Below are 15684 nucleotides of genomic sequence, written 5' to 3'. Positions count from 1 at the left end.
GAAAGGCCCCTGCGGGAACCACATGGCAAAACGTGATTATTACGACGTGCTGGGTGTCACGAAAGCTGCCTCGGCCGATGAAATCAAGAAAGCCTATCGTTCAAAGGCCAAGGAACTGCACCCCGACCGCAATCGGGATTGCAAGGTGTCCGAAGCCGCCTTCAAGGAAGTGAACGAGGCTTATGACTGCCTGAAAGACGGCCAGCGCAAGGCGGCCTACGACCGTTTCGGCCATGCCGCCTTTGAAAACGGCGGTGGCGGTTTCGGGCGCGGCGGCCAGCCCGGCGGCGATTTCGGTTCGGCCTTTGCCGATGTGTTCGAGGATCTGTTCGGCGACTTCATGGGTCGCGGCGGCCAGCCCGGCGGGCGCTCGCGCGCCAGCCGTGGCCAGGATCTGCGCTACAACCTGCGCGTCACCCTGGAAGAGGCATATAATGGTCTGCAAAAGACCATCACCCTTCCCGGCTCGGTTGCCTGCACCGCCTGCAACGGCACCGGCGCCGAGGGCGCGGTCGATCCGGCCACCTGTCCGACCTGTGCGGGCATGGGCAAGGTCCGCGCCAGCCAGGGTTTCTTTACGGTCGAACGCACCTGCCCGACCTGCGGCGGTCAGGGCCAGATCATCAAGAACCCCTGCACCAGTTGCCACGGCGCCGGTCGCATTGAAAAGGACCGCAGCCTGTCCGTCAACATCCCGGCGGGCGTCGAAACCGGCACCCGCATCCGTCTGGCGGGCGAGGGCGAGGCCGGCATGCGCGGCGGCCCCTCGGGCGACCTGTATATCTTCATCGAGGTCAAGGAACACGCGATCTTTCAGCGCGACGGCAAGATGCTGGCCTGCGCGGTTCCGGTCAGCATGGCGACCGCGACCCTTGGCGGCGAAATCGAGGTTCCGACGATCGAAGGCGGACGTTCGCGCGTCAAGGTGCCTGCGGGAACCCAGACCGGGCGGCAGATGCGCCTGCGCGGCAAGGGCATGCCGCCCCTGCGTCACGGCGCGGGAATGCAGGGCGATCATGGCGACATGCTGATCGAGCTGACCGTCGAAACCCCCGTGAACCTGACCGCGCGGCAAAAGGAACTGCTGCGCGAATTCGAAGCGATCCAGGCCGACAACAACCCGCAAACCTCGGGCTTCTTCCAGAAGATCAAGAATTTCTGGGATGAGATGAAAGGTTGACCAACGGGCCCTTCGGGGCCCGTTAACGCATTTTTCACCACTCATCTGCAAAGCTGGGGCATGGACAAGAATCATGCCTTCGACGAAGCCCCATTACCGCTGTTCGGCCACTCCGCTCCGGTGGTCATCGGCGGCAATGAGGCGGGTCCCGTCGCCCTGCTGCCCAAGGGCGCGGGGCGTTTGCCCAGCTATATCGCGGATCACCGCGCCCGCCTGCGCGAAAGATTCATGTCCGGCGGCGCCGCGGCCATGCCCGATTACGAATTGCTGGAACTCGTCCTATTCCGCGCCATCCCCCGGCGGGATGTGAAACCGCTGGCGCGTCGGCTTCTGGACCATTTCGGCGATTTCAACCGTGTGCTGTCGGCCAGCCCCGCACGGCTGACCGCGATTTCCGGCGTCGGCCCGGCCGTGGTTCAGGAACTCAAGATCGTCGAGGCGGCGGCGGGCCGGCTGGCGCGGTCCAAGGTGATGAACCGCCCCGTTCTCAGCAGTTGGGATGCACTGGTCGATTACTGCCACACGGCGATGGCCCATGCCGAGATCGAACATTTCCGCATCCTCTATCTGGACCGCAAGAACGTGCTGGTCGCGGATGAAGAACAGGCCAAGGGCACGGTCAACCATGTCCCGGTCTATCCGCGCGAAATCGTCCGCCGGGCGTTGGAACTGAACGCAAGCGCCCTGATTCTGGTCCACAATCACCCCTCGGGCGATCCCTCGCCTTCGGAAGCGGATATGATCATGACCCGCCGCATCATCGACGCGGCCGAAGTGATGGAAATCACCGTCCACGATCATCTGATCATCGGAAAATCCCGCGAACTCAGCTTTCGGGCGCAGGGTCTGCTGTAGGGGGGATATCGCCACGCCTTGCCGTCATGCGATTGTCGCGAAAACGAATCCTTTCTCGCGGCAAAGGCTGCGACTCACCGTCGCAGCGGATTTGTTGGCGCGATCACCGCAATGTCGGGCGCTCCGGCCTCGCGTCAGGGGTGAATCCGCTGCCTTTGACCAAATGCAAAGCGGAATTGCGCGCCCAAAATCCCACAGTTGCGGCGGATTGCCCCGGTTTGATGGCTGGCGGGCGCTGGACTGACAGGATTTTGATCGCTACAACCGCCCCGCGAAGGTCGCGCAAAACGCGGCCCATACTGTCGTATAGCCGTATAGCCCTACGGGCAGAATTGGAGATCTGATCGTGTCCCACGCAGACGAACACGCAGGCGATCACGGCGCCACTCGGAGAGATTTTCTTTATTACGCGACGGCCGGTGCCGGCACCGTCGCGGCCGGGGCGGCCGCCTGGACCCTTGTCAACCAGATGAACCCTTCGGCGGATGTCCAGGCACTCAGCTCGATCGAGGTTGATGTCAGCGGTGTTGCCGTCGGCACGCAGCTGACCGTGAAGTGGCTGGGCAAGCCCGTGTTCATCCGCCGCCGCACCGAAGCGGAAATCACCGATGGCCGTGCGGTCGAGCTGAACCAGCTCATCGACCAGGACGCCGAAAACGCCAACAAGCCGGGCGAACCCGCGCTGGACGAAAACCGCACGCTGGACGAAGCGGGCGAATGGCTGGTGATGATCGGCGTCTGCACCCATCTGGGCTGCGTTCCGATCGGCGACGGCGCGGGCGATTTCGGCGGCTGGTTCTGCCCCTGCCACGGTTCGCATTACGACACCTCGGGTCGCATCCGCAGAGGTCCGGCACCGCAGAACCTGCATGTTCCCGTCGCCGCTTTCCTGAACGAAACCACCATCAAGCTGGGCTGAGGAGAGGCACATGGCTGGAATTCCCCACGACCACTACGAGCCCAAGACCGCTTTCGAGCGCTGGCTTGGTCGCAGGCTGCCTGTCATCGGCCTGGTTTACGACACGATCATGATCCCCACCCCCAAGAACCTGAACTGGTGGTGGATCTGGGGCATCGTGCTGGCATTTTGCCTTGCACTTCAGATCGTTACCGGCATCGTTCTGGTGATGCACTACACGCCGCATGTCGATCTGGCCTTTGCCTCGGTCGAACATATCATGCGCAACGTGAACGGCGGCTACATGCTGCGTTACCTGCATGCCAACGGCGCCTCGCTGTTCTTCTTTGCCGTCTATATCCACATCTTTCGCGGCCTTTACTACGGCAGCTACAAGGCCCCGCGCGAGATCACCTGGATCGTCGGCATGCTGATCTATCTGTTGATGATGGCAACCGCATTCATGGGCTATGTGCTGCCCTGGGGTCAGATGTCCTTCTGGGGCGCGACCGTGATCACCGGCCTGTTCGGCGCGATCCCCGGCGTGGGCGAGTCGATCCAGACCTGGCTGCTCGGCGGACCGGCTGTCGACAACGCGACGCTCAACCGCTTCTTCTCGCTGCATTATCTGCTGCCCTTCGTGATCGCCGCGCTGGTCATCGTCCATATCTGGGCCTTCCACACCACCGGCAACAACAACCCGACCGGGGTCGAGGTCCGTCGCGAATCGAAAGAGGTCGCCCGGAAAGACACCCTGCCCTTCTGGCCCTATTTCGTCATCAAGGACCTCGTCGGCCTGGCCATCGTCCTGGTCGTGTTCTTCGCGATCGTGGGCTTCATGCCGAACTACCTGGGCCACCCCGACAACTATATCGAGGCGAACCCGCTGGTCACGCCCGCGCATATCGTGCCGGAATGGTATTTCCTGCCCTTCTACGCGATCCTGCGTGCCTTCACCGCCGATGTCTGGCTGGTCATGCTGGTCAACTGGCTGTCCTTCGGCATCATCGACGCGAAATTCTTTGGCGTTCTGGCGATGTTCGGCGCGATCATCGTGCTGGCACTGGTGCCGTGGCTTGACACCTCGCGCGTGCGTTCGGGCCGTTTCCGTCCGCAATTCAAGTGGTGGTTCTGGCTGTTTGCGGTGAACTTTGTCGTCCTGACCTGGGCCGGTGCCATGCCTGCAGAAGGGATCTATCCCTATATCTCGCTGGCCGGCGCAGCCTATTGGTTCGCCTATTTCCTCATCATCCTGCCGATTCTGGGCGTGGTCGAAAAGCCGCTGCCGATGCCGCAGACGATCGAGGAAGACTTTGACGCGCATTACGGCGCCCAAACCCATCCTGCCGAGTAAGGAGAGGCAACAATGACCCTGAGAAACACGACGCTCACGGCTGTTGCGGCCCTGACGGTTGCCTTGGCAGGCGGTGTCATGGCGCAGGACAACAGCACGGCACCGGGCGTCACCGCCCCTGCCGGGTCCAGCTATCATTCGGGCGCAGCCGCGCCCGAAGCAGAAGCCGCACCGGAAGCCGCGTCAACCGAATCCGCACCCGAAGCAGAAGCGGAGACCGCCCCGGAAGCAGAGGCCGCCCCGGCCGCCGCCGAAGAAAGCGCGGTAGAGGAACCCGCAGCAGAGGCGCCCGTCGCGGAACCCGAAGCAGAGGAACCGGCCGCAGAAGCCGAAGCCGCCGCCCCCGAGGCAGAGGCCGAAGCCCCCGCAGCAGAGGAAGCGCCTGCGGAAACCGACGCTGCCCCGGCAGCCGAGGAAGCCCCCGCTGAAGAAGCTGCGGCCGCCGAGGACGAAGCTGCCCCGGCCGCCGAAGGTGAACATGCTGCCGAAGAAGGCGATCTGCATGCCGCCGCGCATATCGAAGACATCTCCTTCAGCTTCGAAGGTCCCTTTGGCAAGTTCGACCAGTTCCAGCTGCAACGCGGCCTTCAGGTCTATACCGAGGTCTGCGCGGCCTGCCACGGTCTGCGCTACGTCCCGATCCGCACGCTGTCCGACCCGAATGGCGTCGGCCTGCCCGAAGATCAGGTCAAGGCCTATGCCGCGAACCTGAACCCGATCATCGACGCCGAAACCGGCGAAGAACGTCCCCGCGTCGTCACCGACCATTTCCCGACGATCCCCCACGCCGATGGCATGGGTCCCGATCTGTCGCTGATGGCCAAGGCGCGCGCCGGCTTTCACGGCCCCTACGGCACCGGTCTTTCGCAGCTTGTGAACGGGATCGGCGGCCCGGAATACATCCACGCGGTTCTGGTCGGCTATGACGGCGAAACCAAGGAAGAGGCCGGGACGACGCTGTATCACAACGCCGCCTTTGCCGGTAACTGGATCCAGATGCCGCAACCGCTGATGGACGATCAGGTCACCTACGAAGACGGCACGCCCGCGACCGTCGATCAGATGGCGCAGGACGTGGCGGCCTTCCTGATGTGGACGGCGGAACCGAAGCTGATGGACCGCAAACAGGTCGGTCTGGTTTCGGTCCTGTTCCTGATCGTGCTGTCGGCGCTGCTCTATCTGACCAACAAGCGCCTGTGGTGGCCGATCAAACACCGCGACGAAACACATTGATCGCCGCAGGATCAACGACATGGAACGCGCCCTTTGGGGCGCGTTTTTCATTTCGGCCCGCCCCGTGCGGAACTTTGCCTGCGGGACTTCGCGGCAACCCGCGCCGATCCCTTGCCAGCCCTGCCCCGCGCGCCTATGTCGGAGGGCACGAGAATCCCGTTCATCACGCGCAAGCCCACCGTCGCCGTCATCCGCCTGCAAGGGCCAATCGGCATGTCCACACGCGGCACATCGCTGTCGGATGCCTCGGTCGCGCCGATGCTGGAACGTGCCTTCCGCCGCCGCAAGCCGGTGGCCGTGGCGATTGCCGTGAACTCTCCCGGCGGATCGCCGGTGCAATCCAGCCTGATCGCCGCCCGCATCCGCCGCCTGGGGGATGAGCTGGACATGCCGGTGCATATCTTTGTCGAGGATGTCGCGGCTTCCGGCGGCTATTGGCTGGCCTGCGCGGGCGACCGGATCTGGGCCGATGCGACCTCTGTCCTGGGGTCGATCGGGGTGATTTCGGCGGGCTTCGGCTTTACCGAACTGATCCAGCGCTACGGGATCGAACGGCGCGTCCATACCGCCGGGCGCTCGAAATCCATGCTGGACCCGTTCCAGCCGCAAAAACCCGAAGATGTCGCACGCCTGAACCGCCTGCTGGAACCCATGCACGAGACGTTCAAGGATTACGTCCGCCAGCGGCGCGGCAACCGGCTGGCGCCGGATACCGACCTGTTCACCGGCGATATCTGGACCGGCAATCAGGCGGTCGAACTGGGCCTTGCCGACGGCATCGGCCATCTGATCCCCAAGATGCGCGAACTTTACGGCAAGGATGTCGCCTTCCTGCCCTATGGCCAGCGTGTGCCGCTGCTGCGCCGCTTTGGTCTCAGCGCCGATGATTTCGTCGAGGCCGCCGAACGTCGCGCCGCTGAAATGCGGTTCGGGATTCGCGGCTGATGGTCAAGATCGTCCTGACCTTCCTGCTGATCATGGTGGCGCTGGCGCTGTTGGCCGGTCCCGCCGTTCGCCGCACCATCGCCCGCTTCCTGGGCATCAAACGCCGCTAGGGAGGCATCCGATGACCGCACTCGTGACCGGCGCCGGCCGCCGTCTTGGCCGGGCGATCGCCCTGTATCTGGCCGGGCGCGGCATGGATGTGGCGATCCATTACAACGGCTCGGCCGAAGACGCCCTGGCCACCGCGACCGAGGCCCGCGCCCTTGGCGTCCGCGCCGAAACCTTTCAGGCCGATCTGCTGGATCTGGACGCGGCCGAGGCACTGGTGCCGCGCGTCACAGAGGCGCTTGGCCCGTTGCGGGTGCTGGTCAACAGCGCCTCGATCTTTGAATATGACAATATCCGCACGGCCAGCCGCGAAAGCTGGCGGCGGCATTTCCATTCGAACCTGCAGGCGCCTTTTCTGCTGACGCAGGCCTTTGCCGCGCAGGTCCCCGCCGCCGACCGCAGCGGGGCCGAACCTGTCGCGCAGGGGTTGATCATCAATATGGTCGATCAGCGCGTGCTGAAACCGACGCCGGAATTCATGACCTATTCGCTGGCCAAGGCCGGGCTGTGGACATTGACACAGACCGCCGCGCGAGAGCTGGCGCCCGATATCCGCGTCAATGCCATCGGGCCGGGACCGACCATGCAGGGCATCCGCCAATCCGCCGATCACTTTGCCCGCCAGCGCGCCGCGACCATTCTGGAACGCGGCGCGGATGCTGCGGATGTGACGGCGGCAGTGGGTTTTTTCCTCGATTCGCCCTCGGTCACGGGACAGTTGATCTGCGTCGATGGCGGGCAGCATCTGGGCTGGCGCACCCCGGATATTCTGGGCGTGGAATAGGCCGCACACGCAGGGGCTGCGACAAGTTGTGCACCTTTCACCTATCCGTCACGGTTCCGTCAGAAAAACACTCGGAATATCAGCGGCTTGCGATTATCACATAAAATTTCCTTTATTTTCAATGCACTTAAAAGATGCCTATTTTTTAAGCAAACCATCGAAAACCCGGTGAGCCGCGGGTTACACTCTGTGATTGAACCTTTCTCCACAAAGTTATCCACAGATTCCGTGGATAGGTTTCGCCTTGATCTCACCCTTCGGAACTTGCAGCCAGTCGCGGGAATCACTTTGTTAACAGCATGACCGACGCACCCCCAGAAAAGGCACCCGAGCGGCCCGCTGGCCTGACCGGAAGCGCCCTGATCCAGGACTATGTCCGCAACCTTGACGGCAGCCCCGGCGTCTACCGGATGCTGGATCATCAGGGCGCGGTTCTGTATGTCGGCAAGGCCCGGAACCTGCGCGCGCGGGTGTCGAACTATGCGCGGATGACCGGCCATTCGGGGCGCATCGCCCGGATGATCCGCGAAACCTGTTCCATGATGTTCCTGACCACGCGCACCGAAACCGAGGCGCTGCTGCTGGAACAGAACCTCATCAAGCAGCTCAAGCCCCGCTACAACGTGCTGCTGCGCGATGACAAGTCGTTCCCGAATATCCTGGTCGCGAAATCCCACGAATTCGCCCAGATCAAGAAACATCGCGGCGCCAAATCGGAGCCGGGCGATTACTACGGCCCCTTTGCCAGCGCGGGCGCGGTGAACCGGACGCTGAACCAGTTGCAGCGGGTGTTCCAACTGCGATCCTGCACGGATGCGACCTTTCAGTCGCGCACCCGGCCCTGCCTGCTGTTTCAGATCAAGCGCTGCGCCGGTCCCTGCGTGGGCCGGATCGGGCTGGCCGATTATCAGGCGCTGGTGTCGGATGCCGAACGCTTCTTGCAGGGCAAATCGACCAGCATTCAGGCCGAGCTTGCGGCCCAGATGGCGCAGGCGTCCGAGGATATGGAATACGAACGCGCCGCCGCCCTGCGCGACCGCATCAAGGCGCTGACCGCCGTGCAATCGGTGCAGGCGATCAACCCGCGCGGCGTCCCCGAGGCCGATATCTTCGCGCTGTATATGGAAAACGGACAGGCCTGCGTTCAGGTTTTCTTCATCCGTGGCAATCAAAATTGGGGGAACCGCGACTTTTATCCCCGGCTTGGCGGTGCCGAATCACATGATGAGGTGATGCAGGCCTTTCTGGCGCAGTTCTACGATGGCAAGGTGCCCCCCCGCATGATCCTGCTGTCCCACGGGGTCGAGGATCAGGATCTGCTGACCGACATTCTGTCGGAACGCGCGGGGCGTCGCGTGACCATCGGCGTCCCCCAACGCGGCGAAAAATCCGAGCTGGTGGAAAACGCCCTGCGCAATGCCCGCAGATCGCTGGCCCGCCGCATGTCGGAAAGCGCGACTCAGATGCGCCTGCTGGATGGTCTGGCGGAAAAGCTGGACCTGCACGCCCCGCCCCGCCGGATCGAGATCTATGACAACAGCCATATCCAGGGCACCAATGCCGTGGGCGGCATGGTCGTATCCGGGCCCGATGGCTGGATGAAGAACCAGTATCGCAAGTTCAACATCAAGGGGACGGAAATCACCCCCGGCGACGACTTCGGCATGATGAAAGAGGTGCTGACCCGCCGCTTTGCCCGCCTGCTGAAAGACGACCCGGATCGCCGGACCGAAGCCTGGCCCGACCTGCTGCTGATCGACGGCGGCGCGGGGCAGATCAGCGCGGTTCATGAAATCATGGTCGAGATGGGGGTCGACGACATCCCCGTTCTGGGCGTCGCCAAGGGCGTCGACCGCGATCACGGCAAGGAAGAATTCCACCGTCCCGGCCAGCGCCCCTTTGCCCTGGCGATGAATGATCCGGTCCTGTATTTCATCCAGCGCCTGCGGGATGAGGCGCATCGTTGGGCCATCGGCACCCACCGCGCGCGGCGGGCGAAATCGGTGATGGCGAACCCTCTGGACGAAATCGCGGGGGTCGGCGCATCGCGCAAACGCGCGCTGCTGGCGCATTTCGGCAGCGCCAAGGCGGTCAGCCGCGCTGGTATGCCCGATCTGATGGCCGTCGACGGGATCAGCGAATCGCTGGCCCGGAAAATCCACGACCATTTCAACGCGGGCTAGCCCTCAGCGCGCGGTGACGATCCGCTGTGGAAACAGGCCCATCGCGGTGCCACGCCCCTCGACCGCGATCCGATGTCCGCGCGCCAGCTTGCTGCGGACCTCGGACCGGATGCCGCACAGGCTGTCGTAGATCGGCGGCATGTCCTGCAGTTCGACGGAACCGCGGCAGCCGCGCCGGTCATAGCGTGGCACATTGTCGACGACATAGGTGATCTGCGTCTGCTGCCCCGCGACCAGCGCCATCGCCATCGGCGCGGTGACGGAAACCACCAGCAGGCCAAGGGCGAATCCCGCGCCCGCAAAGGCCAGCCGGGCCACGATCCGGCGCAGGGGATGGTAATGCGGAAACATCGCCCCCGCGACCCAGATCGCAAAGAACACGGCAATCAATCCGCCCGCGATCAGCGCGGCCGTCTGCGACCTTTCCGCCCATGCCGGAGACGGCAGAAAGGGCTTGCCAAGCATCATCGCGGCAAAGGGCGCCAAGGCGACCGCCACGATCAGCGCAGCCGCAAGCTTTTGCCAGCTGCGATACCAGGGTTGTTTCCGTTCCGGTTGGGTCATGGCCGATCCTTTCAACTCATTACGCACCCGTCTTGGACCGGCACCGGAGCGGGGGCAAGCTCTGTCGGCGGGATGGGCGGGTCCTTGCGGATGACTGCCCCCTTCCCCCCGCCGCCGCAAAGCCCTAGATTGCGCGCATGCGCTGGACCTTGCCAAATATCCTGACCCTTCTGCGGCTGATCGCGGCGCCTCTGGTGCCGCTGATGTTTTTCTGCTTCAGCAGGCCAGAGGCCGATTTCGCAGCCCTTGCCCTGTTCCTGATCGCCGCCGTGACCGATTGGTTCGACGGCCATCTGGCCCGGAAATGGGGGCAGGAAAGCCGCTTTGGCGCGGCGATGGACCCGATTGCCGACAAGGCGATGGTGGTGATCGCGCTGGTCGTCATCACCGGCTATTCCGGCATGAACCCCTGGCTGATCCTGCCCGCGACCGTGATCCTGTTCCGCGAGGTCTTTGTGTCCGGCCTGCGCGAATTCCTGGGCGCCAATGCCAGCAAGCTCAAGGTCACCAGGATCGCCAAATGGAAAACCACCTTTCAGATGGTGGCGATTGCCGTGCTGTTTCTGGGCACCGGGCTGAATTATTACGAAACCGGCCATCCGCCGCTGGTCGGCGAAACCAGCCTGCCATGGTCCGACAGCTGGTCGGATCTGGCGACGCAGGCGGGGCTGGCGCTGATCTGGATCGCGGCGGCGCTGACCGCCATCACGGGCTGGGATTATTTCGTCAAGGCCAAACCCTATCTGCGTGACCGCGATGCAGGTTGATGTCCTGTATTTCGCATGGCTGCGCGAACGCATCGGCCAGCCCAGGGAACGGATCGAAACCGAAGCCGCGACCGTTGCCGAACTGGTTGCGCAGCTTGCGGCGATGGATGACTGGCACGCGCTGGCCTTTGCCGACATGCAGGCGGTGCGCTGCGCGGTCGATCAGGAACTGGCCGAACTGGACACGCCGATCACGGGCGCGCGCGAGATCGCCTTTTTCCCGCCGATGACCGGGGGCTAGGATGGTCGCCCGCGTCCAGACCGCAGCCTTTGACCTTGCCGCAGAACTGGCGGGTTTCGGCAAGGGCGCGGGTGCGATCGTCACCTTTTCCGGGCTGGTCCGGGGCGAAGGGGGGCGCCTGACCGGGCTGGAAATCGAACATTACCCCGGCATGACCGAAAACCTGCTGAACGATTACGGGCGCAGGGCCGCCGACAGGTTCGGCCTGTCGGACTGGCTGGTCATCCACCGTTACGGCCTGATCGCCGTCGGTCAGCCGATCATGATGGTCGCCACCGCTGCCCGCCACCGCGCCGCAGCCTTTCAGGGGGCGGAATTCCTGATGGACTGGCTGAAATCCCGCGCGCCCTTCTGGAAGCGCGAAATCACCGCCGACGGCCCCGGCGCATGGGTCACGGCCAGGGACAGCGACGACGCCGCGCTGGCCCGCTGGACTGCCACCTGAAAGTTGCAATTCCGCCCTATGCACCGCATATAGGCCACGACTGTCCACGCACCGGAGCAACGGATGACCTATCTCGATTTCGAAAAGCCCCTTGCCGATATCGAAGGCAAGGCCGAAGAGCTTCGTGTTCTGGCCACCAAGGGCGAAGGCGTCGATCTGGAGAAAGAGGCATCCGCGCTGGACAAAAAGGCCGATGACCTGCTGCGCGACCTTTACAAGAACCTTGACCCGTGGCGCAAGGCGCAGGTCGCGCGCCACCCGAACCGGCCCCATTGCAGCCAGTATATTCAGGCGCTTTTCACCGAATACACCCCCCTGGCCGGTGATCGCGCCTTTGGCGAGGATCACGCCGTCATGGGCGGTCTGGCGCGTTTCAACGATGCGCCTTGCGTGGTGATCGGCCATGAAAAGGGCAATGACACCAAGACCCGCATCCATCATAATTTCGGCATGGCCCGCCCTGAAGGCTACCGCAAGGCGATCCGCCTGATGGATCTGGCGCATCGCTTTCACCTGCCTGTGATCACATTGGTCGACACGCCGGGCGCCTATCCCGGCAAGGGTGCCGAGGAACGCGGCCAGTCCGAAGCCATCGCCCGTTCCACCGAAAAATGCCTGCAGATCGGCGTGCCGCTGGTGTCTGTCATCATCGGCGAGGGGGGGTCCGGCGGCGCCGTGGCCTTTGCCACCGGCAACCGCGTCGCCATGCTGGAACATTCGATCTATTCGGTGATCTCGCCCGAAGGCTGCGCCTCGATCCTGTGGAAGGACGCCGAAAAGATGCGCGAAGCGGCCGAGGCGCTGCGCCTGACCGCGCAGGACCTGAAAAAGCTGGGCGTCATCGACCAGATCATTCCCGAACCGATGGGCGGCGCACAGCGCGACCCGCAGGCCGCGATCAGCGCCGTCGGCCGCGCGATTGCGGATATGCTGGGCGAAATGGACGGCATGTCCCCCGCCGATCTAATCCGGTCGCGCCGCGAGAAATATCTGGCGATGGGCAGCAGGACGCTGGCCAGCTAAGGCCCGTCATCCCCGGAATTCCGGGGTGGCGGCCGCTGCCACTTGCGCGGCGGCCCATGGCGGGGCAGCCTGTGACTTTACCCGAAAGCCGCGCATGTTTCCGATCCGCGATCACAATCCATCGTCCCGGACGCCCTATGTCACCATCGGGCTGATCGCGCTGAACCTGCTGATCTATGTCCTGACCGAAAGCTGGGGCGGCAATATGCTGCGGCTTTGGGTCGAAAACGCGCTGTATCCGCTGGCCATCACCGAAGGCATGCGCCTGCCCGCGCTGGTCACCCATATGTTCCTGCATGGCGGGTTGCTGCATATTCTAGGCAACATGCTGTTTTTATGGGTCTTTGGCGACAATATGGAGGACCAGATGGGCCATGCCGGCTTTCTGGTCTTTTACCTTGCCTGCGGCATGCTGGCGGCGCTGGCGCAGGTTGTGACCGATCCTTATTCGACGGTGCCGATGGTCGGGGCCTCGGGGGCGATTGCCGGGGTGATGGGGGGCTATCTGCTGCTGTTTCCGCGCGCCCGCATCGACGTGATCGCGATCATCATCATCCTGATCCGCCGCATTGTCGTTCCGGCATGGGTGATCCTGCTGGTCTGGTTCGGGCTGCAACTGATCATGGGGCTGACCAGCGGCGCCGATTCCGGGGTGGCCTATTGGGCGCATAACGGCGGCTTTGTCGCGGGCATCCTGCTGACGCTGCCGCTGTTCCTGCGGCGCGGCGGCACCGCCTTCTGGAACCGGACACGCGGCCAGCCGCCCCATCCGGCCACGAAGTTCCGGCCCAGCCATATCCCTGAGGTGCGCCGGGATCGTCGCGGCGGCCCCCGGGGCTGATCCTGCGGGGCGCGCGCGCCTAACCCGGCATCCGCCCCCGGCTCATATGCCGTTTGCCCGCGAAACCCGGCGCCCTTTCGACCGCGAACCCCGCCGCCTGCAGGGCGCGGCGGACATGGCCCGCAGCGGTATAGGTCGCGAACGTGCCGCCCGGCGCGGTGTGGCGCCCGACCCCGGCCATCACATCCTCGCCCCACATATCCGGGTTCTTGGCGGGGGAAAAACCGTCCAGGAACCAGACATCCGCGCGGCCCGGCCAGTCGGGCAAACTGGCGCGGACATCGCCGGTGATGATCTCGACCTCGATCCGGCGCAGGCGAAACCGTGGGGCGGACCAGCCCGCGCGCAGCTCTGCGGCCAGATCGGCCAGTTCGGGAAAAGCGCCATGGGCACGGGCCAGCTCCGCCACGCTCATCGGAAACCCCTCGAACGAGGTGTAGCGCAGGGCCATATCCCCCGCCATCTGCGCCAGCGCCAGCAGGTTCAGCCCGGTGCCAAAGCCCAGTTCGGCGATATGCAACCCCGGCCGCAGCCGCGCGGGCAGATCGTTTCCGGCCAGAAAGACATGGCGCGTCTCATCCAGCCCCCCCGCCAGACTGAAATAGGGGTCGTCAAAGCGGGTCGAGACGGGAATCCCGCCCTCGCGCCATTCCAGCGCGGGATCGGTTGCATCGGGCTGGCTCTGGTCCGTGGCGGTCATTCGCGCTAACTCCGGCGTTTCGGGGCAGATGCGGAAAGGGCGGCGGAATGGCAAGCGAAAAACCCGTGACGATCGCGGGCGGCGGCATTTTCGGCCTGTCCTGCGCATGGGAACTGACCCGGCGCGGCGCCCCCGTCCGCCTGTTCGAAGCGCGGCAGATCGGCGCGGGATCGTCGGGCGGCACCGTCGGCGCGCTGGCCCCCCATGCGCCTGAAAACTGGAATGACAAGAAACAGGTGCAGCTGGAGGCGCTGGCCGGCGCCGCCGACTGGTGGGCCGGCATCGCCGCAGCGGGGGAGACAGATCCCGGTTACGGGCGCACCGGCCGCCTGCAACCGCTGGCCGCCGCGACCCTGCCGCGCATCCGGGACCGCATCGCCGCCGCGCGCCGGAACTGGCCCGAATGGGCGCGGCTGGAAATTCTGGACAGCCCCGATGCGGCCCTGATCCCCGAAAGCCCGGACGGGCTGTGGCTGTTCGACAACCTGACCGCGCGGCTGAATCCGCGCCGCGCACTGGCCGCGCTGGCCGCCGCCCTGCGGGCCGCCGGCGCCGAGGTGATCGAGGGTACGCCCGCCCCCGATGACACGATGATCTGGGCGACCGGCGCGCAGGGGCTGGCCGAATTCGGCGGCAATGGCGTCAAGGGCCAGTCGGCGCTGCTGCGTTTCGACGCGTGCGACGCGCCGCAGGTCTTTGCCGAGGCACTGCATATCGTGCCCCATGGCGACGGGACGGTGGGGATCGGGTCGACCTCGGAACGCGAAAGCGACGGGCTGGGGACAGATGGTCAACTGGACGAGTTGATCGACCTGGCCCGCCGCCTGTGCCCCGCGCTGGAAGGGGCCGAGGTGATCGACCGTTGGGCAGGGCTGCGTCCGCGCGCCAGATCCCGCGCGCCGCTGGTCGGGGCTGGCCGGGGCGGCCCGGGCGGTTCGTCGCGAATGGCGGGTTCAAGATCGGCTTTGGCATGGCCCCCGCCGTGGCCGGCATGATCGCCGATCTGGTGCTGGAGGGGCGCGACCGCGTGCCCCCGGATTTTCGCCCCTAGGGCATGGGCGACACGCCGATGACGGCGGTGTGGAGATGCCAGACAACCGCCCACAGCCCCAGTCCGGTCACGATGCGCAGGGGCGTCGGCCTTGGCCGGAATGCGGGCCTTGCGCGGGCCAGACCGGCCAGCGCATAGGCCAGCATCAGCCCGAACAGGATGACATGGGCAAGGTCTCCGTTCGCGATCAGATGCGCGCCCGACCACAGCGCAAAGCCGGTCAGGATCCCTGCCATGCCGCAGGTCGCGCCCAGCAGAAAAGCCAGCGGCATCACGATATTGACCAGCCAGCGCATCCATTCCTGCTGTGGCCAGAACGCGACATGTGGCGCGCGGCCTGCGGCCATGATCAGCCAATACAGCAAGGCCAGCGACAGCAGGCTGAAGGCGATGATATAGCCGCGCCGCCCAAGCAACGCGGTCAGCGGTCCCTTCAGGCGGACGGGCACCATATGCGCCGCCAGAAATGCGGCCAGCGCCGCGATGAATTCGACCCAAGACATCATGGCGAC

At 64.7% G+C, this 15684-nt stretch carries 16 protein-coding genes and 1 pseudogene; 14 read left to right on the top strand and 3 right to left on the bottom strand.

The genetic code is table 11. From position 1 onward, the window contains the following. Positions 1 to 22 precede the first annotated feature (22 nt). From dnaJ to uvrC, 8 genes are all read left to right on the top strand, one after another. Positions 23 to 1180, top strand: coding sequence for a molecular chaperone DnaJ (dnaJ, locus tag PE067_RS12690; protein ID WP_276189742.1), 1158 nt, complete (start codon positions 23 to 25; stop codon positions 1178 to 1180). Between the two features lie 60 nt (positions 1181 to 1240). Beyond that, positions 1241 to 2035 (top strand): DNA repair protein RadC, encoded by a 795-nt coding sequence (gene radC, locus PE067_RS12685; protein ID WP_276189741.1) that lies wholly within the window; start codon positions 1241 to 1243, stop codon positions 2033 to 2035. Between the two features lie 346 nt (positions 2036 to 2381). After that, positions 2382 to 2954: a ubiquinol-cytochrome c reductase iron-sulfur subunit gene (gene petA, locus PE067_RS12680; RefSeq protein ID WP_276189739.1), complete on the top strand. Its 573-nt coding sequence runs from the start codon at positions 2382 to 2384 to the stop codon at positions 2952 to 2954. A 10-nt stretch (positions 2955 to 2964) separates the two neighbouring features. Next, positions 2965 to 4287: a cytochrome b gene (gene petB, locus PE067_RS12675; RefSeq protein ID WP_276189737.1), complete on the top strand. Its 1323-nt coding sequence runs from the start codon at positions 2965 to 2967 to the stop codon at positions 4285 to 4287. A 12-nt stretch (positions 4288 to 4299) separates the two neighbouring features. After that, positions 4300 to 5520 (top strand): cytochrome c1, encoded by a 1221-nt coding sequence (locus tag PE067_RS21895; protein ID WP_346429696.1) that lies wholly within the window; start codon positions 4300 to 4302, stop codon positions 5518 to 5520. Between the two features lie 135 nt (positions 5521 to 5655). Further along, positions 5656 to 6465: a S49 family peptidase gene (locus PE067_RS12665; RefSeq protein WP_276190032.1), complete on the top strand. Its 810-nt coding sequence runs from the start codon at positions 5656 to 5658 to the stop codon at positions 6463 to 6465. Between the two features lie 121 nt (positions 6466 to 6586). Then, positions 6587 to 7357, top strand: a complete 771-nt coding sequence (locus tag PE067_RS12660) for an SDR family oxidoreductase (protein WP_276189735.1) — start codon at positions 6587 to 6589, stop codon at positions 7355 to 7357. 299 nt (positions 7358 to 7656) lie between these two features. Continuing rightward, positions 7657 to 9540 (top strand): excinuclease ABC subunit UvrC, encoded by a 1884-nt coding sequence (gene uvrC, locus PE067_RS12655; RefSeq protein ID WP_276189733.1) that lies wholly within the window; start codon positions 7657 to 7659, stop codon positions 9538 to 9540. A 3-nt stretch (positions 9541 to 9543) separates the two neighbouring features. On the opposite strand, the gene PE067_RS12650 is transcribed toward uvrC, so the two are convergent. After that, positions 9544 to 10104, bottom strand: coding sequence for a hypothetical protein (locus tag PE067_RS12650; protein WP_276189731.1), 561 nt, complete (start codon positions 10102 to 10104; stop codon positions 9544 to 9546). Positions 10105 to 10241: 137 nt separating this feature from the next. Here PE067_RS12650 and pgsA point away from each other — a divergent pair, with 137 nt between their 5' ends. From pgsA to PE067_RS12625, 5 genes are all read left to right on the top strand, one after another. After that, the gene (gene pgsA / locus PE067_RS12645) at positions 10242 to 10871 is read left to right on the top strand and encodes a CDP-diacylglycerol--glycerol-3-phosphate 3-phosphatidyltransferase (RefSeq protein WP_276189730.1); all 630 of its coding nucleotides are present in this window, start codon (positions 10242 to 10244) and stop codon (positions 10869 to 10871) included. Further along, positions 10861 to 11112 (top strand): molybdopterin converting factor subunit 1, encoded by a 252-nt coding sequence (gene moaD, locus PE067_RS12640; RefSeq protein WP_276189729.1) that lies wholly within the window; start codon positions 10861 to 10863, stop codon positions 11110 to 11112. Before pgsA ends, moaD begins: the two co-directional genes overlap by 11 nt. Before the next feature lies 1 nt (position 11113). Further along, positions 11114 to 11557 (top strand): molybdenum cofactor biosynthesis protein MoaE, encoded by a 444-nt coding sequence (locus tag PE067_RS12635; protein WP_276189727.1) that lies wholly within the window; start codon positions 11114 to 11116, stop codon positions 11555 to 11557. Between the two features lie 63 nt (positions 11558 to 11620). After that, positions 11621 to 12580: an acetyl-CoA carboxylase carboxyltransferase subunit alpha gene (locus PE067_RS12630; protein WP_276189725.1), complete on the top strand. Its 960-nt coding sequence runs from the start codon at positions 11621 to 11623 to the stop codon at positions 12578 to 12580. 94 nt (positions 12581 to 12674) lie between these two features. After that, on the top strand, positions 12675 to 13421 hold the full coding sequence (locus PE067_RS12625; RefSeq protein ID WP_276189723.1) for a rhomboid family intramembrane serine protease: 747 nt from the start codon (positions 12675 to 12677) through the stop codon (positions 13419 to 13421). 19 nt (positions 13422 to 13440) lie between these two features. Here PE067_RS12625 and mnmD read toward each other — a convergent pair whose 3' ends face one another. Continuing rightward, positions 13441 to 14121, bottom strand: coding sequence for a tRNA (5-methylaminomethyl-2-thiouridine)(34)-methyltransferase MnmD (mnmD, locus tag PE067_RS12620; protein ID WP_276189721.1), 681 nt, complete (start codon positions 14119 to 14121; stop codon positions 13441 to 13443). 47 nt (positions 14122 to 14168) lie between these two features. On the opposite strand from mnmD, the pseudogene PE067_RS12615 reads away from it, so the two are divergent. Beyond that, a pseudogene (locus PE067_RS12615) lies at positions 14169 to 15172 on the top strand (FAD-dependent oxidoreductase). Here PE067_RS12615 and PE067_RS12610 read toward each other — a convergent pair. Then, a complete protein-coding gene (locus PE067_RS12610; RefSeq protein WP_276189719.1) occupies positions 15169 to 15675 on the bottom strand; it encodes an NnrU family protein in 507 nt (168 codons plus the stop codon). The pseudogene PE067_RS12615 and the gene PE067_RS12610 sit on opposite strands and share 4 nt — an antisense overlap. Positions 15676 to 15684: the final 9 nt, after the last annotated feature.

Source organism: Paracoccus sp. DMF-8 (assembly GCF_029309835.1).
Lineage (GTDB): Bacteria > Pseudomonadota > Alphaproteobacteria > Rhodobacterales > Rhodobacteraceae > Paracoccus.
This window is presented reverse-complemented; position numbering and strand designations above follow the sequence as displayed.